24 protein-coding genes are annotated in these 25,629 nt (G+C 74.0%); 18 read left to right on the top strand and 6 right to left on the bottom strand.

What is annotated here, in order from left to right:
* Positions 1–86: 86 nt before the first annotated feature.
* Entirely contained in the window at positions 87–806 is a 720-nt protein-coding gene (locus H7H31_RS02790; protein ID WP_187062666.1) for a lysophospholipid acyltransferase family protein, read from the bottom strand.
* A 226-nt stretch (positions 807–1,032) separates the two neighbouring features.
* Between H7H31_RS02790 and H7H31_RS02785 the strand changes: the two genes are divergently transcribed.
* From H7H31_RS02785 to H7H31_RS02760, 6 genes are all read left to right on the top strand, one after another.
* Entirely contained in the window at positions 1,033–1,347 is a 315-nt protein-coding gene (locus H7H31_RS02785) for a TlpA family protein disulfide reductase (RefSeq protein ID WP_187062665.1), read from the top strand.
* Positions 1,348–1,589: 242 nt separating this feature from the next.
* Positions 1,590–2,096, top strand: a complete 507-nt coding sequence (locus tag H7H31_RS02780) for a flavin reductase family protein (protein ID WP_187062664.1) — start codon at positions 1,590–1,592, stop codon at positions 2,094–2,096.
* A 187-nt stretch (positions 2,097–2,283) separates the two neighbouring features.
* Complete coding sequence (locus tag H7H31_RS02775) at positions 2,284–3,069, top strand: electron transfer flavoprotein subunit beta/FixA family protein (RefSeq protein WP_187062663.1); 786 nt, start codon at positions 2,284–2,286, stop codon at positions 3,067–3,069.
* A 156-nt stretch (positions 3,070–3,225) separates the two neighbouring features.
* The gene (locus tag H7H31_RS02770; protein WP_187062662.1) at positions 3,226–4,188 is read left to right on the top strand and encodes an electron transfer flavoprotein subunit alpha/FixB family protein; all 963 of its coding nucleotides are present in this window, start codon (positions 3,226–3,228) and stop codon (positions 4,186–4,188) included.
* A 190-nt stretch (positions 4,189–4,378) separates the two neighbouring features.
* On the top strand, positions 4,379–5,752 hold the full coding sequence (locus H7H31_RS02765; protein WP_187062661.1) for a DUF6986 family protein: 1,374 nt from the start codon (positions 4,379–4,381) through the stop codon (positions 5,750–5,752).
* A 140-nt stretch (positions 5,753–5,892) separates the two neighbouring features.
* On the top strand, positions 5,893–7,353 hold the full coding sequence (locus H7H31_RS02760; protein ID WP_187062660.1) for an AAA family ATPase: 1,461 nt from the start codon (positions 5,893–5,895) through the stop codon (positions 7,351–7,353).
* Between the two features lie 123 nt (positions 7,354–7,476).
* Here H7H31_RS02760 and H7H31_RS02755 read toward each other — a convergent pair whose 3' ends face one another.
* Together H7H31_RS02755 and H7H31_RS02750 are read right to left on the bottom strand one after the other, a co-directional pair.
* The gene (locus H7H31_RS02755) at positions 7,477–8,124 is read right to left on the bottom strand and encodes a maleylpyruvate isomerase N-terminal domain-containing protein (RefSeq protein ID WP_187062659.1); all 648 of its coding nucleotides are present in this window, start codon (positions 8,122–8,124) and stop codon (positions 7,477–7,479) included.
* Positions 8,125–8,208: 84 nt separating this feature from the next.
* Positions 8,209–9,279, bottom strand: a complete 1,071-nt coding sequence (locus H7H31_RS02750) for a LacI family DNA-binding transcriptional regulator (RefSeq protein WP_372454957.1) — start codon at positions 9,277–9,279, stop codon at positions 8,209–8,211.
* A 216-nt stretch (positions 9,280–9,495) separates the two neighbouring features.
* Between H7H31_RS02750 and H7H31_RS02745 the strand changes: the two genes are divergently transcribed.
* The 8 genes from H7H31_RS02745 (at position 9,496) to H7H31_RS33620 (ending at position 17,137) form a co-directional block, all read left to right on the top strand.
* Positions 9,496–10,503 (top strand): ROK family protein, encoded by a 1,008-nt coding sequence (locus tag H7H31_RS02745; RefSeq protein WP_187062658.1) that lies wholly within the window; start codon positions 9,496–9,498, stop codon positions 10,501–10,503.
* A gap of 104 nt (positions 10,504–10,607) precedes the next feature.
* Positions 10,608–12,731: a serine/threonine-protein kinase gene (locus tag H7H31_RS02740; RefSeq protein ID WP_187117724.1), complete on the top strand. Its 2,124-nt coding sequence runs from the start codon at positions 10,608–10,610 to the stop codon at positions 12,729–12,731.
* Between the two features lie 709 nt (positions 12,732–13,440).
* Entirely contained in the window at positions 13,441–14,475 is a 1,035-nt protein-coding gene (locus H7H31_RS02735; RefSeq protein WP_187064450.1) for an NUDIX hydrolase, read from the top strand.
* 87 nt (positions 14,476–14,562) lie between these two features.
* Positions 14,563–14,814: a hypothetical protein gene (locus H7H31_RS02730; protein ID WP_187064453.1), complete on the top strand. Its 252-nt coding sequence runs from the start codon at positions 14,563–14,565 to the stop codon at positions 14,812–14,814.
* Complete coding sequence (locus H7H31_RS02725; RefSeq protein ID WP_232109651.1) at positions 14,807–15,160, top strand: hypothetical protein; 354 nt, start codon at positions 14,807–14,809, stop codon at positions 15,158–15,160. The genes H7H31_RS02730 and H7H31_RS02725 overlap by 8 nt, the downstream gene beginning before the upstream one ends.
* A 190-nt stretch (positions 15,161–15,350) precedes the next feature.
* On the top strand, positions 15,351–16,211 hold the full coding sequence (locus tag H7H31_RS02720) for a MerR family transcriptional regulator (RefSeq protein WP_187064449.1): 861 nt from the start codon (positions 15,351–15,353) through the stop codon (positions 16,209–16,211).
* Positions 16,212–16,434: 223 nt separating this feature from the next.
* A complete protein-coding gene (locus H7H31_RS33625; protein ID WP_232109650.1) occupies positions 16,435–16,809 on the top strand; it encodes a hypothetical protein in 375 nt (124 codons plus the stop codon).
* Positions 16,724–17,137 carry a transposase family protein gene (locus H7H31_RS33620; RefSeq protein ID WP_308284219.1) on the top strand — a complete coding sequence of 138 codons (414 nt, stop codon included), beginning with the start codon at positions 16,724–16,726 and terminating at the stop codon, positions 17,135–17,137. The genes H7H31_RS33625 and H7H31_RS33620 overlap by 86 nt, the downstream gene beginning before the upstream one ends.
* A gap of 364 nt (positions 17,138–17,501) precedes the next feature.
* Here the strand turns inward: H7H31_RS33620 and H7H31_RS02710 are convergent, their stop codons facing one another.
* Entirely contained in the window at positions 17,502–18,890 is a 1,389-nt protein-coding gene (locus tag H7H31_RS02710; protein ID WP_187064448.1) for a dipeptidase, read from the bottom strand.
* Positions 18,891–19,059: 169 nt separating this feature from the next.
* On the opposite strand from H7H31_RS02710, the gene H7H31_RS02705 reads away from it, so the two are divergent.
* The gene (locus tag H7H31_RS02705) at positions 19,060–20,271 is read left to right on the top strand and encodes a geranylgeranyl reductase family protein (protein ID WP_176166587.1); all 1,212 of its coding nucleotides are present in this window, start codon (positions 19,060–19,062) and stop codon (positions 20,269–20,271) included.
* A gap of 371 nt (positions 20,272–20,642) precedes the next feature.
* On the opposite strand, the gene H7H31_RS02700 is transcribed toward H7H31_RS02705, so the two are convergent.
* A complete protein-coding gene (locus H7H31_RS02700; protein WP_187064447.1) occupies positions 20,643–21,227 on the bottom strand; it encodes a nitroreductase/quinone reductase family protein in 585 nt (194 codons plus the stop codon).
* 161 nt (positions 21,228–21,388) lie between these two features.
* On the opposite strand from H7H31_RS02700, the gene H7H31_RS02695 reads away from it, so the two are divergent.
* Genes H7H31_RS02695 through H7H31_RS02685 form a run of 3 tightly spaced genes read left to right on the top strand, consistent with a single transcriptional unit; the run spans position 21,389 to position 24,066 of the window.
* Entirely contained in the window at positions 21,389–22,093 is a 705-nt protein-coding gene (locus H7H31_RS02695; protein ID WP_187064446.1) for a TetR/AcrR family transcriptional regulator, read from the top strand.
* Between the two features lie 57 nt (positions 22,094–22,150).
* On the top strand, positions 22,151–23,404 hold the full coding sequence (locus H7H31_RS02690) for a sensor histidine kinase (RefSeq protein WP_187064445.1): 1,254 nt from the start codon (positions 22,151–22,153) through the stop codon (positions 23,402–23,404).
* Positions 23,401–24,066, top strand: coding sequence for a response regulator (locus H7H31_RS02685; protein WP_187064444.1), 666 nt, complete (start codon positions 23,401–23,403; stop codon positions 24,064–24,066). The genes H7H31_RS02690 and H7H31_RS02685 overlap by 4 nt, the downstream gene beginning before the upstream one ends.
* Positions 24,067–24,209: 143 nt before the next feature.
* On the opposite strand, the gene H7H31_RS02680 is transcribed toward H7H31_RS02685, so the two are convergent.
* Positions 24,210–25,151 carry a DUF2797 domain-containing protein gene (locus H7H31_RS02680; protein ID WP_187064443.1) on the bottom strand — a complete coding sequence of 314 codons (942 nt, stop codon included), beginning with the start codon at positions 25,149–25,151 and terminating at the stop codon, positions 24,210–24,212.
* Positions 25,152–25,629: the final 478 nt, after the last annotated feature.

Raw genomic sequence — 25,629 nt, 5'->3', positions numbered from 1 at the left:
AGCTCAACGGCCGACCGGACGCCTCGCGTCCGGTCGGCCGTCGCACGTCGCGGCGGCTCGTTGCCGCCGTCAGTGGCCCGCTGCCGTCAGTGGCCGGCCGGCTGTACGGGCGCCGGCGCAGTGCCGCCCAGGTGCGCGGGCACCCACCACGTGTCGTCGGGGTCCCTGGGGCGTACGGGATAGGCCCGCTGCGCCGCCTCCAGGAGTTCCTGCACCCGGGCGCGCAGCCGCTCGGTGAGGGAGTCGGCCGACTCGCCCGGCTCCGCGGAGATCGGCTCGCCAACCCGCATGGTGATCGGGAAGTGGTTGCGGCCCAAGTCGCGCTTGTGGCCCTTGGTCCACAGCCGCTGCGTGCCCCACAGCGCCATCGGCAGCAGCGGCACGCCGGCCTCCTGCGCCATGCGCGCCGCGCCCGACTTGAACGTCTTGAGCGTGAACGACTCGGAGATCGTCGCCTCCGGGAAGACGCCGATGATCTCGCCGGAGCGCAGCGACTTCACCGCGTGCCGGTAGGCGTCCATACCCTGCTTGCGGTCGACCGGAATGTGCTTCATCGCCCGCATCAGCGGCCCGGAGACCTTGTGGCGGAAGACCGACTCCTTGGCCATGAAGCGCACCAGGCGCTTGGCCGGGCGCGCGGTCAGCCCGGCGAAGACGAAGTCGAGGTACCCGATGTGGTTGCTCACCAGGACCGCACCGCCACGGCGTGGAATGTTCTCCGTGCCCTGGATGTCAAAGCGCAGGTCGAGCGCTTTGAACATGGTGCGGGCCATGCCGATCACCGGTGGGTAGACGAGTTCTGCCATCAAGGGACCCTTCTGCCATTCCTTTGGGAGGGTTCTCCCGGCGGAAGTTACGCGGCCGTAGGTACGGGCTTTCCGCTGATCGTGCCTGATGTCGGGCGCTGCGGCCAGCCTCTGGAGGGCCCGGGTGAGAGATCCTCATCACGGGAGGCAACCAAAAACGCCGTCACGCGATCGGCCTTTCGCTGTGACGACACCTGCCCCGCCTCGCGTGCCGCATGCTTGGTGTATGACGCAACGACTGACGGCCGTCGAACTGGGGACCGCCCGGCTCGGTGAGCGCGCCACGCTGGTCCAGTTCTCCAGCGCGTTCTGCCAGCCGTGCCGAGCCACCCGGCGGGTGCTCGCCCACGCCGCCACGCTGGTCGACGGCGTCGCGCACGTCGAGATCGACGCCGAGGCCAAGCTGTCCCTGGTGCGGCGCCTCGGCGTGCGGCGCACCCCGACCGTCCTGGTGCTCGACGCGGACGGCCGAGTGGTCTCCACGGCCGAGGGGCAGCCCCGCACCGCGGACGTCATCGCCGCCATCGGCCGGGCCGTCTGACGGTCCGTGACGGATCTCGCACCGACCGGCACGGTCTTGACCGCGGCGTGCGTGCCTGGTCACCCTGACGTGATGCGGCCTCGTCTCGTTCTGTACGGACGCGCCCACGGGGACCCCGTCCGCCGTGTGAGCGCGTGCTGTCCGCCTCCCTGAGCGCCGACGGCAGGACACTCCGGTGGGCCCGGTCCGAGAGTGAGGGCACTGGTGGACGACAGCACTCCCCGCAGCGCAAGGAACCCTTCATGACCGCCTCGCCCGAACTCGACACGTCCCAGCTCGCCGCCACGGACGTCTTCCGTTCGTTCTTCCGCCGCCAGGCCGCCACCGTCGCCGTGATCACCGCTCACGGGTCGCGCCCGGTGGGGCTGACCGCGACCTCGCTGACGTCCGTCTCGGCCGAGCCGCCGCTGCTCTCCTTCGGCGTGGGCACCGGGTCGTCGAGCTGGCCGGTCCTGTCCACGGCCCGCCACGTCGGCGTCCACCTGTTGGGCGAGCACCAGCGGGGGCTGGCCACCACGTTCGCGACGAGCGGCGTCGACCGGTTCGCCCCGCCCACCCGCTGGCGCCTGGGCCCGGAGAACGTGCCGATCCTCGAAGGCGTGCTGGCGTGGGCGGTGTGCGAGGTGAGCGCGCGCGTGCCCGCCGGCGACCACCGCGTGGTCATCGCGCGGGTGGTGGCCGGCGACCCGGTCGGGGCGGGTCGTCCGCTCCTGTACCACCAGGGACGCTTCAACGCGCTGCGGGACTGAACGGCCCGTGGTGCCGTTGGCAAGGTCACAGTTCAACGGCCTTGCGAACGGGGAAAACCATGGGTGTACTGACGAGTAATATTTCGTTCGAGGGTGCGAACCGCCCCGATCGGGATCTGCCCCTGAAGGCGCCTATGCTGCCAGCACACGGCAGTTTGCGAAGAGACGATGCAGTAGGAGAGCCGGCGTGAGCTTGAGGATCGTTGTCTGTGTGAAGTACGTGCCCGACGCCACCGGCGACCGGCACTTCGCCGAGGACCTGACCACCGACCGCGACGCGGTGGACGGCCTGCTGTCCGAGCTGGACGAGTACGCCGTCGAACAGGCTCTCCAGATCTCCGAGGACGCGGACGACGCGGAGATCACCGTGCTGACCGTCGGCCCCGAGGACGCGAAGGACGCGCTGCGCAAGGCGCTGTCGATGGGCGCCGACAAGGCCGTACACGTAGAGGACGACGACCTGCACGGCACGGACGCGCTGGGCACCTCGCTCGTCCTGGCCAAGGCCATCGAGAAGGCCGGCTACGACCTGGTGGTGTGCGGCATGGCCTCCACCGACGGCGTGATGGGCGTGCTGCCCGCGCTGCTGGCCGAGCGCCTGGGCGTGCCGCAGGTGACGCTGCTGTCCGAGGTCTCCGTGGCCGACGGCAAGGTGACCGGCCGCCGTGACGGCGACAGCGCCAGCGAGCAGCTCGAGGCGGCCCTGCCGGCGGTCGTGTCGGTGACCGACCAGTCGGGCGAGGCCCGCTACCCCTCGTTCAAGGGCATCATGGCGGCGAAGAAGAAGCCGGTGGAGTCCTGGGACCTGGAGGACCTGGAGCTGGAGGCCGACGACCTCGGCCTCGCGGGCGCCTGGACCGCCGTCGACGCCGTGGCCGAGCGCCCGGCGCGCACCGCGGGCACCATCGTCAAGGACGAGGGCGAGGGCGGCAAGCAGCTCGCCGAGTTCCTCGCGGGCCAGAAGTTCATCTAGGTCGCGCACGCGCCCGCCAGGCGGCGCGCGGTCCGTTGCGGGCCCGAGCCCCGCGGATCGGCGCCCGCCGGCGCGGCCGGCGGCAGCGGCCCCTGGCGGGGCGCACAGCCCACGCCCCCTCATCGTCTCGCACTTTCTTCGCAGGAGAGCAGATCCATGGCTGAAGTACTCGTCTACGTCGACCACGTGGACGGCGCCGTCCGCAAGCCCACCCTCGAACTGCTGACGCTGGCCCGCCGCATCGGCGAGCCCGTCGCCGTGCACCTGGGCCCCGGCGCGGACACCGCCGCCGCGGTGCTGGCCGAGCACGGCGCCGTCAAGATGCTGGCCGCCGACGCGCCGGAGTTCGCCGACTACCTGGTCGCCCCGAAGGTGGACGCGCTGCAGGCCGCGTACGAGGCCGTCACGCCGGCCGCCGTGCTCGTCCCGTCGTCGGCCGAGGGCAAGGAGATCGCCGCCCGCCTCGCGGTGCGCGTCGGCTCCGGCATCATCACCGACGCCGTCGACGTGGAGGCCGGGGACGAGGGCCCGGTGGCCACGCAGTCCGTGTTCGCCGCGGCCTTCACCACCAAGTCCCGCGTCACCAAGGGCACCCCGATCATCACCGTCAAGCCGAACTCGGCCCCCGTGGAGGCCGCCCCGGCCGCCGGCACGGTCGAGCAGCTCGCCGTCACCGTCGCCGACAGCTCGAAGGGCACCAAGGTCGTCTCGCGCACCCCGCGCGAGTCGAGCGGGCGTCCGGAGCTGACCGAGGCCGCGATCGTGGTCTCCGGCGGCCGTGGCGTCGGCGGCGCCGAGAACTTCCCGATCGTGGAGGGCCTGGCCGACTCGCTCGGCGCGGCCGTCGGCGCCTCGCGCGCCGCGGTGGACGCGGGCTGGTACCCGCACACCAACCAGGTCGGTCAGACCGGCAAGTCGGTCTCCCCGCAGCTCTACATCGCCGCGGGCATCTCCGGCGCCATCCAGCACCGGGCCGGCATGCAGACCTCGAAGACCATCGTGGCCATCAACAAGGACGCCGAGGCGCCCATCTTCGAGCTGGTCGACTACGGCGTGGTCGGCGACCTCTTCGAGGTCGTCCCGCAGCTCACCGAAGAGGTCAAGTCCCGCAAGGGCTGACCCCGTCGACCGGTCTCCGCGACCGGTGACCGCTCCACCACACCAGGCCCCGCGCACGCCCGCGCGGGGCCTGGCGCGTTTCCCCCGGTCGCCGGCGGGAGAGGGGGTGTTGACCCGGGTGGAGGGCGCGGATAGCTTCGCTGCGCGGATGTTGCATTTCGTCTTGCGGAAGCAGGGAAGGGGTGCGGGCATGGAGCAGCACGAGGCGGTCGCCACCACTCTGGCGCGTTCGGTACGCGAGGAGATCGGGGCCGCGCTCGCCGACGTGGACGCGGAGTTGGCCCGCCGCTACCCCGGCGACCCGGGCACCAGGCAACCCGTGCACACCGTCTACGTCCCCGGCGACGCCTTCGCCGCCGACACCGTGCGCTCCTGGGGCGACCAGGCCCTGCGCGCCCTGGACGAACACGCCCCGGACCCGGCCGCCCTCGCCGCCGTACTCGGGCTGCCGGACGACCTCGCCGAGCCGGTGTACGCGCGGGTGCGCGCCAAGCTGGAGCGCGAGCCCGTCGAGGACCTGCGCGTCGACTTCGAGGACGGCTACGGCACGCGGCCCGACGCCGAGGAGGACGCCGCCGCCGCCCGCGCCGCGCGCCTGGTGGCCGCCGCCAGCACCGGCGCCGGGCCCCGCGAGGCCGCCCCGTACGTCGGCATCCGCATGAAGTGCCTGGAGGCGGCCGTACGCGAGCGGGCCGTGCGGACCCTGGACGTCTTCCTGACCGCACTCGTGGACGCGGGCGGGCCGCCCGCCGGGCTCGTGCTCACGCTGCCCAAGGTCAGCCACCCCGAGCAGGTGCGTGCCATGGTCCGGCTGTGCGAGGAGTTCGAGCGGGCGCGCGGACTCGCGGCGGGCCGCCTCGGCTTCGAGATCCAGATCGAGACCACCCAGGCCATCGTCGGCCCCGACGGCCGCGCCACCGTCGCCCGCCTCATCGACGCCGCCGCCGGCCGCGCCACCGCCCTGCACTACGGCACCTTCGACTACAGCGCCTCCTGCGGCGTCAGCGCCGCCCACCAGTCGCTCGACCACCCGGCCGCCGACCACGCCAAGGCCGTCATGCAGGCCGCCGCGGCCGGCACCGGCGTGCGCCTCTCGGACGGGTCCACCAACGTGCTGCCCGTCGGCCCCACCGCACGGGTGCACGACGCCTGGCGCCTCCACTACGCCCTGGTACGCCGCTCGTTGGCCCGGGCCTACTACCAGGGCTGGGACATGCACCCCGGCCACCTCCCCACGCGGTACGCCGCCGTCTACGCCTTCTACCGGGAGGGGCTCGAAGAGGCCGCCGGCCGCCTCGCGGCGTACGCACGGCGCGCGGGCGGCGCCGTACTGGACGAGCCCGCCACGGCCCGGGCGCTCAGCGGCCACCTGCTGCGCGGCCTGGACTGCGGGGCGCTGGACGGCGCCGAGGTGAGCCGCCTGACCGGCCTGGACCGGGCCGACCTGGACCGGCTCGCGGGCCGGCCCACCCCGACCGCCGACGCGGCCCGGGACGCGGGGGCGGGCCCGCGCGTCGCGAGCGGGCCCGGCGCGGGCGCTGACCAGCCCGTACAGCGCCGATAAAAGGAGCGGCCCGGCCCGCCGCCCGACCCGTACGATGCGCGGGGTGGTGCTCGCTGGTCGCGCACCACCTGGCCGGCGGCGCGCGGCCCCGGGACAGGCCGGGGGGACCACGGGCGCCGCGGAGGGGGAGTGGCGCAGGCATGGACAACACCGAGATCGCCGAGTTCGGCAAGCTCTTCAGGCAGTTCCTCGACCAGGTCGTCCACCGCGAGCACGTGGACCCGGCACGCTCGCTCGACCTTCGACTCCGCGACCACCTCGGCCAACCGCCGGAGGAGGCGCCCATCGTCAAGGCCAGCTACCCGGCGTACGACCACGCCAACGTGCACCTGGCCGTCGAGCGCTGGTTCACCGAGCCCGGCCGCAGCCACGAGCTCATCGGCGTCGCCTCCGAAAGCTACCGCGGGGACTCCCTCGCGGAGATCGTCGAGGCGACCCAGCGCTACGGCCGGCACGCCGTCGGCGCCGTCGACTACGCGTACCTGCCCATCTCCACCGACGAGGAGTTGGCCTGCGTCGCCTTCGGCATCTACCTCGGCACCGACGACGGCGTGCCGTACGTCGTGCTGCTGCGCGGCCCCGACGAGGAGTACGGGCGGAACAAGGTCGAACTCGACGTGCTCACCGCCGACCGGGACGCGGCCAAGCGACTGCTGGCGGGCGTGGACCGGCTGATCCACGAACACAACGTCTTCCGCGGCAAGGTGCTCTCCTTCCAGAACAGCCCCTTCGGGGACGGCATCGGCCCCTTCCGGTTCCACCCCAGGCCCGCGCTCGCCGCCACCGACATCGTGCTGCCGGACGGGCTGTTGGCGCGCGTGGAGCGACAGGTCGTGGGCGTGGCCAGGCGCCGCGAGCGGCTGCGCGCGCACGGCCAGCACCTGCGCCGCGGGCTGCTCCTGTACGGGCCGCCCGGCACCGGCAAGACGCACAGCGTGCGCTATCTGCTGTCGCAGTTGCCCGAGTTCACGGTGGTCGTGCTGTCGGGCACGAGCATCCAACACGTCGCCGACGCCTGCTCGCTGGCCCGCCACCTCCAACCCGCGCTGGTCGTCCTGGAGGACTGCGACCTCATCGCGGAGTCCCGCGACTTCGTGGACGACGGGCAGCCACTGCTGTTCCAGGTCCTCAACGAGATGGACGGACTCGGCGACGACGTGGACGTGGCCTTCCTGCTCACCACCAACCGGGCCGACATCCTGGAACCCGCGCTGGCCCAGCGCCCGGGCCGGGTGGACATGGCCGTGGAGATCCCCCTGCCGGACGCCGAGGGCCGGCGCCGGCTGCTCGACCTGTACGGGGCCGGGCTCGGGCTGCCCGACGCGGCGCTGACGGACGCGGTGGCGCGCACCGCCGGTACCACGGCCTCGTTCGCCAAGGAGCTGATGCGCAGGACCGCGCTGTTCGCCGCGGAGCGCGAGGCGGCGACCGTGACGGCCACCGACCTCTCCGCCGCCCTGGACGAACTGCTCTCCGACCAGGACGCGTTGACCAGGCGCCTGCTCGGCGTGCCCGACCCGCACGCCACGCCCGACACCGGCGCCGAGGCGCTCCCGGACGGGGAGGCGGACGAGTTCGACGACGACCGGTTCCTGGAGTAGGTCGGGCTCGGCCCAACGGAATCTGCGTCCGCTGTCGTGCGTCGAGCCGTGCTCGTCACGCGGGGAGAGGCGGGGTCCGCCGGCAGTGACGGCGGACCCGCGCGCGGTCCCCGTCTCACGGGGTCAGCGGGGCTCGCCGTACCAGCGCCACTTGGTCAGCCGCGGGTGGTCGGGCAGTTCGGCGCGTCCGGTGGACCAGAGCAGGGTGGGCCAGGGGTCCGTGGTGCGTGGGGCGTCGGGGAAGAGGCGTGCCAGTACCCGTGCGCACACGTCGGCGGGTGGGGTCCAGTCGAGGCCGAGGCCCTCGGCCAGGTCGTGGGTGTGCACCAGCGTCTCCACGAGCCCCATCGCGGCGAAGCCCTCCGGGTCGGAGACCCCGAAGACGTGGTGGGCGCGTACCTGTGGTGGCTTCGTCCGCACCATGGCGACCAGCAGCGCGCCGCTGGCCTCCAGCACCTGCAACAGGCCGTCGGGCCCCGCCGCGCGGTCGGCGTGGATGGCGTTCGCGGGGCCGCCGGGCCTGCGGCTCTCCCAGACGAACGGGACGTCGCCGGTCAGTGGCGGTGTGGCGGGGCCCAGTTGGGCGGCGTAGGCGAAGAGGTCGTCGCTGAGGTGTTCCACGGTCTCCCAGCAGTCCCACTCCAGCGTGCCGGCCTTGCTCTCCCACGCGGCGGCGGGCGCCTGCCGGAGCGTGGTGACGGCATGGCGTACGGCTTGTTCGAGGTCGTCCGGGGTGACCGGGGAGCGTGGTGCTTCGGTGGGTAGACGCATGTCGGGAACCTTAGCGAGGGAGTCCGGAAGGGCCTCCTCCGCGCGGTCCGCCGGAGCCGGCCGCGCCGCTGCCGGGGTCGGCCGCTACGAGGTCACGCGGTGTGCGGGCGGGATCTCGCCCGAGCCGCGGGCGATCAGCCGGGTGGGCAGCACGACCTGTCGGGGCTCCTCGTCGGCGCCCTCCAGGCGGCGGAAGAGCATGTTCGCCGCGGTGCGGCCGAGTTGGGCCGCGTCCTGCGCCACGACGGTAACCCCGGGGGAGAGCAGGTCGGCGAGTTCGAAGTCGTCGAAGCCGACCAGCGCGGCCCGGCCGGGCCGGGCCGCCAGCACGCGTACGGCCGTGACCGTGACCCGGTTGTTCCCCGCGAACAGCGCGGTCACCGGCTCCGGTCCGGACAGCATCGCCTCGGCCGCGGCCAGCACCCGGCTCGGGTCGGTGGCGCCCAGCGACATCCACGCCTCGTTCACGGGCAGGCCGGCGACGGACATCGCCGCGCGATAGCCGCGCAGCCGCTCGATGGCGGTGTGGATGCGGGGTTGGTCGCCGATGAAGCCGATGCGCCGGTGCCCGTGCGCGATCAGGTGGGCCACCGCGTCCCGGGCGCCGCCGAAGCTGTCGGAGAGCACCGCGTCGCAGTTGATCCGGCCGGCCGGGCGGTCCACGAAGACGGTGGCGACGCCGGCCGAGATCTCCGGCTCCAGGTAGCGGTGGTCGTCGCCGGCCGGGATGACCACCAGGCCGTCCACCCGGCGGGCGCACAGCGCGAGCACCAACTCCTGTTCCCGAGCCGGGTCCTCGGCGCTCGAACCGTTGATGAGCAGCGCGCCGTGGTCCCGGGCGACCTCCTCGACTGCCCGGCTGAGCGGCCCGTAGAAGGGGTCGGCCAGGTCCTCGAGGACCAGGCCGACGCTCGCGGTGCGGCCCTTGCGCAGGATGCGGGCGCTGTCGTTGCGGCGGAAGCCGAGGGCGGTGATCGCTTCCTGTACGCGGCGTTCGGTGTCGGGCGTCACCCCGGGTTCGCTGTTCACCACGCGGGAGACCGTCTTCAGGCCGACCCCCGCGCGGGCCGCGACGTCCTTCATGGTGGGCCTGTTGCCGTAGCGAGGAGAGGTGGTGCCGTTGCGTTGTGTGGTGCCCCGGGCCGGGTCAGTCACGGTGCGCTCGTCCTGTCGCTGGATTGTCTGTTGGCGGCGTCGGGTTGAGCATAGCCTCTAGACAACGTTGTCAAATTCGGCGGAGACTATGACCGGAACCGGGGTGCGCACGCCCACGCCCCGCCGCCGGGCCGCGTACATTCGGCTCCCGCCCGTCCCGCAGGACCGTTCCGGGTACGCCAACCAGCCCCTCATCGCCTGTCAGGAGACCGCCCCATGTCAGATGAGCTCGTCGCCGCGCTGGACATCGGCGGCACCAAAATCGCGGGCGCGCTCGTGCGGGAGACCGGCGCGCTGACCGTACGGGCACGACGGGCCACGCCGGCGCGCGCATCCGGGCCCACCGTGATGGCCGCGGTGCGCGCCGTGCTCGACGAGTTGACCGCGAGCCCCCAGTGGTCGCGGGTGGTCGCCGTCGGCATCGGCAGCGCGGGCCCGGTGGACGCCTCGGTGGGCACCGTCAGCCCGGTCAACATCCCCGGCTGGCGCGAGTATCCGCTGGTCAGTCAGGTGCGCCAGGCCGTGGGCGGGCTGCCGGTCACGCTGGTGGGCGACGGCGTCGCGATGGCGGCGGCCGAGCACTGGCAGGGCGCGGCACGCGGCTGCGCCAACGCGCTGTGCATGGTCGTGTCCACCGGCGTCGGCGGCGGCCTGATCCTCGACGGTCGGCCCCACCTCGGCCCCACCGGCAACGCCGGGCACATCGGGCACATCAGCGTCGACCTCGACGGCGACCCGTGCCCCTGCGGCAGCCAGGGCTGCGTCGAGCGCATCGCCAGCGGCCCCAACATCGCGTCGCGGGCCGTCGCGGACGGCTGGCGGGCGGGGCCCGAGGGCGCGGGGGCCGCCGCCGTGGCCGCCGCCGCCCGGGCCGGCGACCCCGTCGCCCGCGCCTCGTACGAGCGCGCCGCACAGGCGCTGGCGGCCGGCATCGCGGCCACCGCCACCCTGGTGGAGGTCGAACTCGCGGTCGTCGGCGGCGGCGTCGCGGGCGCCGGTGAGGTGCTCTTCGCCCCGCTGCGCCGCGCCCTGCGCGACTACGCGCGGCTGTCCTTCGTCCGGGAGCTGTCCGTCGTGCCAGCCCAGATGGGTACGGACGCCGGCCTGGTCGGCGCGGCCGCGGCTGCCGCGCGGGCCAGCGACGTCGCCGGCTTCGGCGCGGCGGCCCAGGGGCGCTCCGAGCGGTGCGTGGGGCCACGAGGTTCGCGACGGCTCGGGGCCTAAGCTGAGCCCCACGCGGCGCCAGCACACCCGCGCGAGGCGCCACCGCGCGCGGGACGCGCGGGACGGACCAGGGCGCGGCACGAGTGCGTGAGGGGAACAGCACGGTGAGTACGGGGGACGGCGCGGACCTGACCGGCAGGGTGCTGGGCGGGAGATACCGGGTCACACGGCAACTCGGGCGCGGTGGCATGGGCGTGGTCTGCGCGGCCGTGGACGAGGTGCTCGGCCGCGAGGTCGCGGTCAAGGTGCTCCGCGCCTTCACCGATGCCGGACCGGCGGAACTGGCCGACCTGCGGACCCGTATGCGCCGCGAGGCGCGCGCGGCGGCCCGCATCCGCCACTCCGGCGTGATCACCGTGCACGACGTCGCGGAGGAGAACGGGCTGCCCATCATCGTGATGGAGCTCATCGACGGGCCCTCGCTGGACGACGTGTTGACGGCCGAGGGCGTGCTGGACCCGACGCGGGCGGCCGCCATCGGGGCGCGGGTCGCCGAGGCCCTTGGCGCCGGTCACGAGGTGGGCGTGCTGCACCGCGACGTCAAGCCGGGCAACGTGCTGCTCGACCGCGCGAGCACGCCGGGGGCGTACGGCGCCTCGGCCCAACTCGGCGCCGGCCGGGTCGTCCTCACGGACTTCGGCATCGCCAGCATGGACGCCCCCGACGACGGAGCGGCGACCAAGCTCACCCGCAGCGGCGAACTCATCGGCTCGCTCGACTACCTGGCCCCCGAACGCGCCCAGGGACACGAACCCGGCCCGGGCTCCGACGTATGGGCGCTGGGCATGACGCTGTACGCGGCCGTCGAGGGCTCCTCCCCGTTCCGCCGCACCTCGGTGTGGTCGACGCTGACCGCCATCGTGACCGAGCCGCTGCCCGAGCCGCGCCGCGCGGGGCCGCTGACCCCGGTGTTGTGGGCGTTGATGGCCAAGGACCCGGCGGCCCGCCCGACGGCCGCCCAGGCCGCCGCGATGCTCGACGCGGTGGCCGCGGGGCACGCCGCACCGCTCGCCGCGGGCCCGGGCGGTGCGTACGGGGCGCCGGGAGTTCCGGCGCACGGATCGGGCGGGGACTGGGGCCAGCGGCCCGCCGGCACCGGCCAGCAGGCGCCCGGACCCGGCGCCTTCGGCGCGCCGGCCAAGGGGAGCGGGGCGAGCGCGTACGGCGCGGGCCCGGCCCTTGGCGCGGCGGGCGCGGGTGGCGCGTTGGGCGGGTTCGGTGGTTCGGGCGTGGCCGGGGCCGCGGGCGGACCGGGCGATTCTGGCGGGCCGGGGGTTTCTGGTGGGCCAGGGGCGGTTGGGGTTTCCGGTACGTCGGGTGCGGGTGCGGGTGCGGGTGCGGGGGTGCCCGGGGTGGCGGGGGCCGCTGGTGCGGCGGGGGCTTTTGGCGCGGCTGGGGTAGCGCGGCAGGCGCAGGGGGCCGGTGGGGCGCCCGGGCACGGTGGGGGCGCCGGGGAGACGCTGGTGGCCGGCGGCGGTAGGGCCACGCGGCGGCTGCCCGCTCGCCGGCGCGCCCGGCGCGGCACGCTGGCCGCGGTGGCTGCGGCCACCGTGCTGGTGGGCGGCGGGCTGACGTACGCGCTGATGGACCGGGGCAGCGGCGACGAGACGCGAGCGGGCGGCGGGTCCTCCGGGCACCCCACCGACGACGCCGAGCCGGGCGCCGTCGACCCGAACGGCGGGGCGGGCGATCCCGAACAGGGCGGCGCCAAGGGCAAGCGCGGTGCGGGAGCCAGCGCGTCGCCGACGCCCACGGCTTCGGGCGAGTCCACGGAGCGGGGCGACGACGAGCGGGACGAGGACGACGCCGACGAGCACGGCAAGGGCGAGGGGGACGGCGCTAAGGACGCGGATCGGGACGCGGCGGGGGAGGAGCGCGAGGGCCGTGACCGGCCGAGCGCGTCCGAGCCGGGGCCCGGCGCCTCGTCCCAGGCCCCGGCGCCGGCGTGCCACCCGTCGGGCGCCGGGGCCGGCAAGCACGACTGCACGGTCTGGAAGTCCGCCTCCTCCTACACCCGCGACGGCGTCCAGGTGGGGACCCTGAATCAGGGCACCAACTACTTCTTCTGCCAGGAGAACCTGGGCCGCCGCGAGACGTCGGGCGCGTGGACCAACGTGTGGTGGGCCAAGACCGACGACGACAGCGGCAATGCCGGTGTGTACGTCAGCGTCGTGTACGTCAAGGGCGGAGCCAACGACCAGCCCGTCCCGGGACTGCCCGTGTGCTGACCGCCCCGCGCCGGTTTGGCTCGCCCTGGCTCCGAACCCGGCTCCGGGGCTGTTGCCCGGCCCGGCCTCGGCAGTGGCATCGGCGTCGGCAGTGGCATCGGCATCGGCCGCCGGACCCGGAGCCGAGCCGTCCGGTGGCGGTTCCGTGCCGTTGGGGTGTCTGACGGCGGGAAACGACACGGCGAAGTGACGCGGTGTCGGGCGCGTTGGTGCAGTCGCGGAGCGCAGGGGCGCGTACGGAGGAGCGCAGGCGCGCGGGCCTGGGCGGATGGCTGCCGCTCGGGCCCGCCGAGGCCGTGGTGCGATGGCGCGCCCGTCCGTCCCGCGCCACGGCGTCGCGAGGCTCACGCGGCGGCGCACGGCGCGCCCCGGCGGGCCGCCGCTCGGCCCCGGCGCGCGCTCGCGTGGCCCGCGCGGTGGCACCGGACGGTACTGCCACGAACCCCGGCCCGCCCACCGCCGACCGCCGCGTGACCGGCGGTTTCCTGGGGGACGGTGGGGCGGCGGTGCAGCCAGGGGTTCGCGGCCGGCCGGCACGGACCGGCCGGCGCCGGGGCGCCGCGCGCCGGGTCCGTAACCCCCGCCGTCGGCCCCCGCTTCCCACTCGACGGTCCGCCGTCGGCCCGGGCGCGCCCCCTCCGAACCGCACACGTTTTCGTGGCACGGTGATGCGGGCAACTGTCTGGGGGCTACGGAGGAGGGGGAACCCGTGATCGTCTGGCTGAACGGCACGTTCGGTGTGGGGAAGACCAGCACGGCCCGTGAGGTGTGTGAGCTGCTGCCCGACAGCACGTTCTTCGACCCCGAACTGATCGGCACCGGCCTGCGCACGATGTTGCCGAGCAAGCGCCTCGCGGAGGTGGGCGACTACCAGGACCTGCCCTCCTGGCGGCGGTTGGTGGTGGACACCGCGGCGGCGCTCCTCGCGGAGGTGGGCGGAGTGCTGGTGACGCCCATGACCTTGCTGCGACAGGACTACCGGGACGAGATATTCGGCGGCCTGGCGTCCCGCCGCATCCCCGTACAGCACATCCTCCTCCATGCGGAGGAAACGATCCTTCGCGAGCGCATCGAGGGCCGGGCGCTCGTTCCCGACCAGCCCGAGGGCGACGCGTCGACCCGGAAGTGGTGCCTGGACCACCTTGAGCCCTACCGCGGGGCACTGTCCTGGCTCACCGCCGACGCACACGTCATCCGCACCGACCGACTCACCGCGGGCCAGGCTGCGGAGTTGGTGGCCGACGCGGTACGGGACGGCGCGGGTGCCTGCACGATGGTGCAGACTCCGCACCCCACGGCGGAGACGGTGGCCTCGGGGGTTCTGCTCTTCGACGAGGACGACCGCGTCCTGCTCGTCGATCCCACCTACAAGCCCGACTGGGAGTTCCCCGGCGGCGTGGTGGAGCCCGGCGAACCCCCCACCCGCGCCGGAGTCCGCGAGGTGGCCGAGGAGTTGGGCATGCGCCTCGCCGATCCGCTGCGACTGCTGGTCGTGGACTGGGAGCCGCCGAACCCGCCGGGATACGGCGGACTGCGCCTGCTCTTCGACGGCGGCCGGCTCAGCGAGAGTCAGGCGGGCGAACTGCTGCTCCCCGCGGACGAACTCCGTGGCTGGCGCTTCGTCACGGAGGACGAGGCGGCCGACCTACTGCCCCCGCATCGCTGGCACCGACTGCGCTGGGCCCTCCGCGCCCGCGAACGCGGCTGCCCCATCAACCTGGAGCAGGGCCTCCCCGTCACCTGACCCCCCGCGCGGCGTCGGTCAGTGCAGTGCAGTGAGCCTCCACCAACTTGAAAGTGCGGGGCAAAGGTTTGGCGTGACGGTCTTGGGGTGCTCGTGCTGGCGATGGGCGGCGGTCTACGGCATAGATCGTGCGTCAGCGCGGTCGGTTCGCCGGTTCCTGCTGGCTGCGGCCTGGTGGCCTTCTACGATCCGGCGCCTGGTCCCGAGCTGATGGAACGCATCACCGCCCGGCGCGCGGGGCTGGACGAACCCGAAGAACATCTGGCCAAGCAGTTAGCGGCGGGACGAGCCGAGCGTGACGAACTCCCGGTTGCCGAAGGGTTCTTGCGCGGTGAGTGAGCGGCTCGCCGGGGAGCGTGCTTCGACCGCACCGACGCCCGGGCAGGTGGGCGGCCGGGCGGTGACGCTGATCCCGCAACCGCACCGCACGTCCGGCGTGGCGGAGGGGGTTCGGCCGTCGGGCTACCGGCGCGTTCTCGCCGTCGTGTGGCAGGGCGCCGGGCCGGTCACGGCCCGGCAGGTCGGCGAGATGCTGGGGGTGGACTTCAGCGTGTGGGCCGGACTGGAGTCGCTGCGCGGGAAACTGGTCAGGCTGGCCGACCGCGGCTGGCTTCGAGAACTGCCCGAAGCCGGTTCACCGTTCGCCCGTGCCCAGGGACGCTGCCGCCCTGATGGCGCCTGTTGATCGCATCCCCCACCCCCGAGTTGTTCCCCAGGGCTACTCATCTGGTGCGTCTTCTCTACCCGTGCGGCGGTCCGTACGGGTTTGACGGTGCGGAAGTCCCGGTACGCGCCCCACGACAGAGGGGTTTGCACGTGCCGTAGCGGCATGTGGTCCAGTAGGCGGCGAGCACGACATCGAGAGGTTCCCTCACATGCCCCTTCCTGCGATCCCCCGCCGGGTCAAGATCGGCGATGCCGCCGCGTTCGCCGGGACCACACCCCGCGCCATCCGCCACTACCACGCCATCGGGCTCCTCGCCGAACCGGAACGCGGCAGCGACGACCGCCGCCGCTACGGATACGACGACATGATCCGCCTGCTATGGGTCCGCAGGATGGCTGATGCGGGTATCTCCCTGGACGACATCCACGCCGCCTTTGATGGCACCAGCGGCATCGAGCAGTCCCTGGCCCGTCTGGAGGAGTCCCTCGCCTCCAAGGCTGCCGCCATCGAGGCCCAGCGGGCCGCCGTCAACCGTCTCCGCGAGGTGGGCAGCCCTCTTGGCCTGCTTTCACCGCTGGCCACTGGCCGCCTGCGCGATCTGCCGCCCGGAGCCCTGCGCTCCGCCGACCTCGATACCCTCCTGGTCACGGAGCGCGTCCTCGGCCCCCTGGGCGCCGCCGTCCAGGCCGACCGGTTCATCGTCCTGGCCACCCACCCCGAGCTGCGGGCCGAGGAGGACCGACTGGCCGAGGCCGAGGCGGCCCTGGATGACACCGTGTCCCCCGACGACCCCCGCATCGAGGACCTGGCCGCCCAGCGATGTGATCACGAGACCGCCCTGGCAGCCGCCATAGAAGGATCCGGCCTGGAAGAGGCCCTCAACGACCTCCTGGACCGGGAGGACGAGCACGCCGGCGAGGAAGAAGAGGGGGCGAGGATGAGCGTGATGGAGGCCATCGGCAAGATGCCGTACGACTTCTCCCCGGCCCGCGTCCGGTACGAGGAACGTGTCATCGAACTGCTTCACTCGGCCGATCAGGCCGGCGACAGGGATCAACGGACCTGCTGACTGGCATCGCGCCCAGAGCGAGCCCGAGAAGAGCAGCCCTGAGTGGCGCGGCGCGCACGTAACTCCGGTGCCCCCGACGACCGTTGGGATCGCGTGACGAAAGCCAAAGGTACGCCGAGGGCACCTGCCCGCTTGCTCACCAGTGCCGCCTGCCGCTGTCCACGGAGACCGTCAACCACCGCGCTGATCTGCCGCGACGTCACCGGAAAGTGATCCGGTCCAGGTGGCGGATCCTGCCGCCGGGAAGATCGCGGTGCTCGTCCTGGCCGTGCTGCGCCACGACCAGCGCTTGGCCGACAGGGCCGGCGGCGACAAAATGTCCGAGACCACCGTCCGCCGCCGGCGCGACGAGCTGATCACCTGCTCGCCGGGCAAGCCCCGCGCCTGCAACCGCGCACGGAAGAAGATCGCTAAGCAAGGCGGGGAGGTCGTCCTGATCGGCGGCACCCGCATCGCCACCCAGCGCCGCACCGGAAAGGCCGACCGGCGGAACTACTTCGGCAAACACCACCATCACGGCCCGCACTTCCCCGCCCCTGACCGACGAGCGGGGTCGGCTGCTCTGGATATCTGCCGCCAGGTCCGGCCGCACCCATGACAACATCGCCGCCTGCCGGGACCACGTCCTGGCCCACCTGCGCGCCGCCGACCTCCAGGCCCTGGCAGACATGGGCCTTCGCGCCCTGGACAACGACGTACTCGATCCCGTGGCCGTCACCGGCTTCCACGCCAGCCGCACCCACAAGCTCACCCCTGGCGAGAAGACCGCCAACCGCACCCTCGCCGTCGGACGGGCACCGGTCGAGTACGGCTTCGCTCACCTCAAGAACTGGCGGATCCTCACCAAGCACCGCAGCGATCCCGCGTGCGCTACCCACCTCCTGCGCGCCCTGTTCGTTCTGACGAACCGCGAAGTCAACCGCTGACGGACGATCTACTCCTCAGACCGCCGCCCACGACCAGCGTGAGCACCCCGAGAACCGGTCATACCAGCCCTTTGAACTGCGTCTTCGCGTTGGCGGAGCCTCACTGTGCCGCACTCGCGCGGCGGTGCCGCGCTCCGCGCCGGGTGCCTCTGGCGCCCGGCGCAGGGCGCGACGAGGTCGGCCGGCCCGTCCGCTCGCCCGCCCGTGCGCCGGACTCTCGGCGGGCCGAGCCGTGCGGTCTGCCGACAACGCCCCCCGGGGCCCGTAACCACGGGACTGCCGGGGGCGTGCCGCTCCTGCCGCTGCGACTCAGTGCGTCGCCGCGGGCGGGCGGGGCGTCGTCGGTCGGAGGGCGGTGGCCGTGTCAGGCCGCGTCGGTTGCCGCGTACTCGACCAGGAACAGGGCCTCCGCGAGCGAGAGCCGCTCCAACTCCTGCGGTGACACGCTCTCGTTGACCGCGTGGATCTGCGCCTCCGGCTCGCTCAGCCCGATCAGCAGGATCTCGGCCTCCGGGTAGAGCGACGCCAGGGTGTTGCACAGCGGGATGGAGCCGCCCATGCCCGAGATCTGCATCTCCTGGCCGTCGTAGGCGAGGCGCATGGCCTTGGCCATCGACGCGTAGGCCGGGCTGCTGGTGTCGGCGCGGAACGGCTGGCCCTGGCCCACCTGCTCCACGGCGATCTTCGCGCCCCACGGGGTGTTCGCCTTCAGGTGCGCGGCGAGCAGGTCGGTCGCCTCGGCGGCGTCCACGCCCGGCGGCACGCGCAGGCTCACCAGCGCGCCGGCGCTCGCCTGCACCGAGGGGGTGGCGCCGACGACCGGCGGGCAGTCGATGCCGAGCACGGTCACCGCGGGGCGGGCCCAGATCCGGTCCGCGATGGTGCCGGAACCGATGAGCTCCACTCCGTCGAGCACCTTGGCGTCCTTGCGGAACTCCTCCTCCGCGTACTGCAACCCCTCCCAGCTCGCGTCGGACGCCAAGCCCTGAACCGTGGTCGAGCCGTCCTCGGCGCGCAGCGAGTCCAACGCCCTGATCAGCGCGGCCAGCGCGTCCGGGGCGGCGCCGCCGAACTGGCCCGAGTGCAGGTTGCCGCCCAACGTGTCCACCTGCACGCGCATCAGCGTCATCCCGCGCAGGGTGGCCGTGGCCGTCGGCAGCCCCACCCGGAAGTTGCCCGCGTCCCCGATGACGATGGTGTCCGCCGCCAGCAGCTCGGGGTGGGCCTCCGCGTACCGCTCAAGCCCTCCGGTGCCCTGCTCCTCGGAGCCCTCGCAGATCACCTTGACGTGAACCGGTATCCCGCCGTTCTCCTTGAGGGCCCGCAGCGCCGTCAGGTGCATGATCAGGCCACCCTTGCAGTCGGCGGCCCCGCGTCCGTACCAGCGGCCGTCGCGCTCGGTCAGCTCGAAGGGCGGCGAGAGCCAGGCGGCCTCGTCCAGCGGGGGCTGTACGTCGTAGTGCGCGTACAGCAGGACGGTGGGGGCGCCTTCGGGGCCGGGGAGGAAGCCGTAGACCGACTGCGTGCCGTCGGGGGTGTCGAGGAGGGCGACGTCCTGGAAGCCCTCGCCGCGCAGCGCGTCCGCCACCCAGTTCGCGGCGGCCTCGCACTCGCTCCGGGGGAACTGGGCCGGGTCGGCGACCGACTTGAACGCGACCAGTTCGGTCAGTTCCGCGCGGGCCCGGGGCTGGAGTGCGGCCACGGTCTGGGCGAGCGTGGCGTGGTCGGGCTGGCGGACGGAGGCTTGCTCCATGGAACGCTCCTTGTGGGCGCGGCGTTATGTCCGTACGTACGGGCGAAGGGTGCACCGATCTTCCCACAGCGGGGCCGCCGAGCGGCGCGCCGTAGGATGCGAGCGGTAGCCGAAGCGAGTGGTCGAGCGGGAGTAGAAGTACATCGTGAGCAGCGACAACAGCGGCGAGATGGGTCTGCACGGCGGCGACGCGGCCGACGACGGCGAGTCGGTGTGGGACGTCGTGGTCGTGGGGGCGGGCCCGGCGGGCGCCTCCGCCGCGCACGCCGCGGCGTGCGCGGGCCGCAGAGTGCTGCTCCTGGAGAAGGCGGAGCTGCCCCGCTACAAGACCTGCGGCGGCGGGATCATCGGGCCCTCGCGCGAGGCCCTGCCGCCAGGGTTCGAGATGCCGCTGCGGGATCGCGTGCACGCCGTGACCTTCTCGCTCAACGGCAAGCTCTCGCGCACTCGGCGGTCCAAGCAGATGCTCTTCGGGCTGATCAACCGGCCCGAGTTCGACGCCGCGCTGGTGGAGTCGGCCACGGCCGCCGGGGCCACCCTGCGCACCGGCGTGACCGTCTCCCGGGTCGAGCAGCACGGGCCCTCCGTACCCGACCGGCGCACCGTCGCCGTCGTGCTCAGCGACGGGGAGACCGTGCTCGCCCGGGCCGTCGTCGGGGCGGACGGCAGTGCCAGTCGGATAGCGGGACACGTGGGTGTCAAGGTCGAGCAGGTGGACCTCGGCCTGGAGGCGGAGATCCCGGTGCCGCCGACCGTCGCCGAGGACTGGGCGGGCCGGGTGCAGATCGACTGGGGGCCGATCCCCGGCAGTTACGGCTGGGTCTTCCCCAAGGGCGACACCCTGACCGTGGGCGTCATCTCGGCGCGCGGCGAGGGTGCCGAGACCAAGCGCTACCTCCAGGACTTCATCGCGCGCCTGGGCCTCGCGGGGTTCGAGCCGAGCATCTCCTCCGGCCACCTCACGCGCTGCCGCTCCGACGACTCGCCGCTCTCGCGGGGCCGCGTACTCGTCTGTGGCGACGCCGCGGGGCTGCTGGAGCCGTGGACTCGGGAGGGGATCTCCTTCGCGTTGCGCTCCGGCCGGCTGGCGGGGGAGTGGGCCGTGCGCATAGCGGAGGCGCACGACGCGGTGGACGCGCGGCGGCAGGCGCTGAACTACGCCTTCGCCATCAAGTCGGGCCTCGGCGTGGAGATGGGCGTGGGGCGCCGCCTGCTGCTGGCCTACGAGCGGCGGCCGGGCATGGTGCACGCGGCGATCACCGGTCTCCGCCCGGCCTGGCGGGCGTTCGCCAAGATCACGCGCGGTACCACCACGCTTGCCGAGATCGTCCGCACCCACCCCTCCGCACGTCGCTTGATGATGGTGCTCGACCGCGGCTAACGCGCCGACCCTGCTCCGCCACGGGGAGGGCTGCGGGGCGTCGTGACGCGTCGGCCCCGTGCCCAGGGCGCGACGCGGGTGGGCTTCCGCCGCGTCGACCGGTGGGTGGCTGGCTCCGCCGCTGGGCAGCGGGTCGTGGTGCGTGCGGGGTGCGCTGCCCAGCCCGCCGGTGGGCCGGTCGCGCCAGCGCACGGGAACGAGACGACTCCGCGACCTCAGCCTCAGCGCCTGCGCGGCGGCGCGGGCGAGGGCGGCGAGCGGCTGGCGGGTGCTGGGGCGGTGGGTGGCGGCGGCCCGGCGGGCGTGCGCGGCGGCCGTCGGTAGGGGCGCTTGGGAGCGTTGGGCCGCGTCGGGAGTGCGTCGCCGGGCCGTCAGGGGCGCGTGGCGCTCAGCGGCTCGGGGGCGGTGTGGGTGACGCGTCCTGGCGCGTCGCTGGCGTCGTCCGGGGTGCTCGGCCGTGAACTCGCGGCGGGCGCGCGCCGGGGAGAGTGTGCTGTCCATGCCTCATCGTCCGCGTAGGTCAACGTGAAGATCGGGTGCTGCCGGGCAACCTGGGCCAGCTTCTCGTCGCTCGATGTGCCCGTGGCGCCGTCGAAGAACCTGCCCACCTCGAAGCCCCAGCGCTTGAGGTAGGCCCGGAGGACCCGGGTCTTCTCCGCGCCCTCGGGCAGCTCTATCGCGCGGAACGGCCGCACGCCGCGCCCCTTCCTGAGCTGCCCGCCACCCGCCGCCCGCATGTTGCGCACCCACTGCGTGGTGCCTCGGGCCGACACCAGGTAGTGCGCCCCGTCGAGCTGGAGCGGGTTGACCGGAACGCTGCGCCATTCACCGGTGGTCCGGCCGCGCACCGACAGCTCCGCGCTGCCGTACAGCGAGACGCCGCGCCGGGCCAGCCAGGCGATCCCGCCGCCGATCACCCGGGCCTCGAACCAACTGGGCTTCGCGTAGTGCGTCATGGTGAGCCTTCCGTTAGGAGAGGTGAGTCTGCGCGGCAGGGCCTCGCGACCGAGAGAGCAGTGCTCTCGCTTGAGATCAGTGTGCACGGATCGGCGCCCCGAAGCAAGAGCGGTGCTCTCTTTTCTGGTTGCTGCTCCGTCGCGGTGGCACACTGGCCCGCATGAGTGCGATCAAGGGGGCCAGAGAGCGGGCCCGCGACGAAGTGACCGCAGCGATCAAGGAAGAGGCGCGGCGGCAGCTCGCCCGCGAGGGCGCCGCCAAACTGTCGCTCCGCGCGGTCGCCCGCGAGCTGGGCATGGTCTCCTCCGCGCTCTACCGCTACTTCCCCAGCCGGGACGACCTGCTCACCGCGCTGATCATCGACGCGTACGACGCGCTGGGCGCCGCGGCCGAGGACGCGCTCGCCGCGGCCAGTGGAGGCTCTCCCGACCAGCGGTGGACGGCCGTCTGTCGTGCCGTCCGCGAGTGGGCGCTCGCGCATCCGCACGAGTACGCGTTGATCTACGGCACGCCCGTCCCCGGCTACACCGCCCCCAGCGACACCACGGGCCCCGCCGCCCGCGTCGGCCTCGCCCTCATATCCGTACTCCGCGACGCGCACGAGGCGGGGGAGCTGCACCCGACGGACGCGTCGGCGGCGCCCGCACCGGTGCAGGAGGACGCGCGGCGACTCGGCGTCGAACTCGGCGTCGACCTGCCCGCACCGGCGCTGGCGGGCCTCACCGCGACCTGGGCGCAACTGTTCGGGCTGGTCAACTTCGAGGTGTTCGGGCAGTTCAACCACGTCGTCGAGGCGCGGGACGAGTTCTTCGACCAGGCCGCCGCCGGGCTGGCCCGCCAGGTCGGTCTACTCCCCGGGGAGTAGACGCGCGCACCGCGTCGGGCTGACGCGGGGCGTCGTGGCGCGGTCTAGCGTTGCGGCATGAGCACGGAACGAGTCCACCGCGTGGGCGACGGGCGGGCGTCCGGCCGGTGGGCGGGCCAGGGGCCACCGTGGCGCCGTTGGGGCGCCGCGTCCTCCGGGCGGCTGCCGTGGCTGTCCTCGCTGGCCGTCGCGGTCTTCCAGTGCGTCGGCACCAACTTCGCCTCCCACCGGCAGGCCGACCGGGTCGATCTGGACCCGCTGGCCTGGCTGCTGCTGGTGTGGGGCCCCGCGTTGCTCGTGATCCGACACCGCTACCCGCGCGTCACCGTCTTCGGCACCTGTGCCGTGGTCACGGCCTACCTCGCGGCCGGCTACCCGTACGGGCCGATCTTCCTGAGCGTGGTCCTCGCCTGCTTCTCCGCCGTCACCTCGGGCCATCGGCGGGCCGCCTGGAGCGCGGTCGGCCTGACCTGGCTGGCGCACGCCCTGGTGACGCACTGGCTCTACCGGTGGCTCCCGCCGGGGGGCGACGGCGCGGCGGGCTGGTGGCAGGAGATGGGCATCGCCGCCTGGGTGCTGGTGGTCCTGGCGCTGTCCGAGCTCGCCCGGCTGCGCCGGGAGCGACTGGTGCGCGAGCGCGTCGAGCGGGAGGCGGCCGAACGCCGCCGCGCCGACGAGGAGCGGCTTCGCATCGCCCGCGAACTGCACGACGTCCTGGCGCACAGCATCTCGGTGATCAACGTGCAGGCGGGCGTCGGCCTCGCGCTGCTCGACCAGGACCCGGAACAGGCGCGGGCCGCGCTGACCACCATCAAGGGAGCCAGCAAGGAGGCGCTGGGCGAGGTGCGACAGGTGCTCGACAGCCTGCGCACGCCGGGGAGCGCGCCCCGCTCGCCGGCCCCCGGACTCGACCGCGTACCCGAACTCACCGAGCAGGCGGCTGCCGCCGGCCTCCGGGTCGAGGTGCGCACCGAGGGCCGCCGCGCGGATCTGCCGCCCGGCGCCGACCTCGCCGCCTTCCGCATCGTCCAGGAGGCCCTGACCAACGTCATCCGGCACTCGGAAGCGCGCGCCGCGCGCGTCGTCCTGCGCCACGGCGCGAACGCCCTGTACGTGTCGGTCGACGACGACGGGCCGGCCAGCTCCGCTGCCGGCGGTGGGCGCGCGGACGCCGTGTCCGGCGGTAACGGACTGGTCGGCATGCGGGAGCGGGCCGCCGCGTTCGGCGGCACGGTCGAGGCGGGGCCGCGCCCCGACGGTGGGTTCCGCGTTCGGGCCCGCATCCCCCTGCCACCCGAGGAGACACCGTGATCCGCGTCGTGCTCGCCGACGACCAACTGCTGGTCCGCGCCGGTTTCCGGGCGCTGCTCGCGGCCCAGCCCGACATCGAGGTGGTCGCGGAGGCCGCCGACGGCGAGCACACCGTGCGGCAGGTCCGTGAACTGCGGCCCGACGTCGTCCTCATGGACATTCGCATGCCGGTGCTCGACGGCCTCGCCGCCACGCGTCGGATCACCGAGGACCCGGCGCTCGGCGCCGTCCGGGTGGTCATGCTCACCACCTTCGAGCTGGACGAGTACGTCTTCGAGGCGATCCGATGCGGAGCCTCGGGCTTTCTCGTCAAGGACACCGAGCCGGAGGAGTTGCTGCGCGCCGTGCGGGCCGTCGTGGCGGGCGACGCGCTGCTGTCGCCCGGCGTCACCCGCCGCCTGATCGCGGAGTTCGCGGCGCGCTCCAAGGAGCCAGCTGTCGCCGTCGGCCTCACAGAACTCACCGACCGCGAACGCGAGGTGATGGCGCTGGTGGGCATCGGACTGTCGAACGAGGAGATCGCCCGGCGCCTCGTCGTCAGCCCGCTCACGGCCAAGACGCACGTCAGCCGCGCCATGGTGAAGCTCGGCGCCCGCGACCGGGCCCAACTGGTCGTCCTCGCCTACGAGTCGGGGCTCGTACGCCCGGGTTGGCTGGGCTGAGCGGGCCGAGCGGCGTCGCCCGCCCGCCGTGTGCGCCGGACCGGGTGACGTGGGCCGAGCCGGCATGGGCCGTGGGCACCCGCCTGATGCCCGAGCGTGGGCCCGGGGCGGACAGGCGCGTGGCGGCGCGGGAACGGCGGCGCTCAGAACAGGGGCTCCGGGGCCGGAGGCGAGGGTGGGGGCTCGGTCGGGCGCACGGGCGCGGTGGTGGGGGCGGACGGGTCGGCTGTGGTGAGCGGCCACCCCGCCAGTTGGCGGGTGTCGAGGATCAGGGCGCGGCCGTCCGCGTCGCGGAGCGAGACGTCGGGGCCCGCGACGGCCTCGACGGTGCCGGCCACCGTGGCGTGCGGGGCGAGTTGGACGAGGCCGACCGGTCCCGGCGGCCGGGGTCGGTCGAGCGCGAAGGCCGCGTCGTGGTGGACCGGGGCGCACGGTAGGACCTGGAGCGACTCCGGCAGCGCGGTCAGCGCGCGGGCCCGCGCGTGCAGCTCGGCCAGTTCGGCCGCTCGCTCCGGCGGAGGCGGCACGGCCTCCCGGGCCGCCCGCTTGGCCGCGTACGGAATCCGGTCGGGTACGGCCAGGGCCGCCCCGAGCACCGACTCGGCGCGGCGGGCGGCCATCAGGGGGCCGCGCCCGAGCAGCACGTAGGAGAGCGCGGCCTGTTCGAGCAGCCGGGCTCCCTCGCGCTCGGTCGCGGTGATGCCCACCTTGACCCAACCGGGCCCGAACCAGGCGAGGTAGACGTCGTAGGGGCGCGGGTCGTCGGCGCGGGTGTCGGCCGCCACGGAGTACGACCGGTCGAGCCGCGCGCACTCGGGGCACTGGGCGGACACCGCCGTCGGGGGGATCGCCGCGGCCGTCGGGCAGGCGGTGTGCCGGTCGCCCCTGCGCACTCCGACGCAGCGCCGGGCCGCGCCCGTGGTGAAGGCGATGGGTCGGCCCGGGGACAGGGTGGAGGCGCGCTCGCCGCGCTCGGGGTGGCGCCAGAGCAGGGCGGGCTCGGCCGGGAGGCCCCAGCGCAGTCCGGCGCACCGCCAGCCGGAGTCGCCGGATCGCGGCTCGCGCGGCACGCGGTCATCGCTCATGGCCGGGCCCCTGGTCGCCGTGGCGTGGGCGTGGGCATCGGCGAACGGTCGATCGTGCCGCCACGACCAGCGCAGTCGTGCGACGACGCGAGCCCGACCTCTCGTCCGGTGTGCGCCGCGCCACGCGGAGCCCCGTCTCGATTCCGCTCGCCTGGTACGCGGGCCCGGAACCGGGCTTCGGCGGCGAGCGGCATCCCCTCAGGGTCGACGACCTCGATCAGCTTCCCGTACTCCATGTCCGGGAGTGTGCCAGCCGCCACTGACATCGCTCCGGCGCGCCTGCCAGCCCGAGGGCGGACGAGGCGGGGGACGCGAGTCGGCGGCCGGCAGCGATCCTGCTTCACGGTGGTCCGGGACCGTCGGGTCGGACTGTCCGGTGCGGACGGCGCCCACGTGGTCGCAGGACCGCGCGGCTGTGTACCGGTGCCACCGGCGTGCACCGGACAGGGGCGCGACTACGGGCGCTCTTAGTCTGCCG

Source organism: Streptomyces buecherae, from assembly GCF_014295035.1.
Taxonomy (GTDB): Bacteria; Actinomycetota; Actinomycetes; order Streptomycetales; family Streptomycetaceae; genus Streptomyces; species Streptomyces youssoufiensis.
The sequence above is the reverse complement of the archived record's forward strand: the minus strand, read 5'-3'. Positions and strand labels throughout refer to the sequence as shown.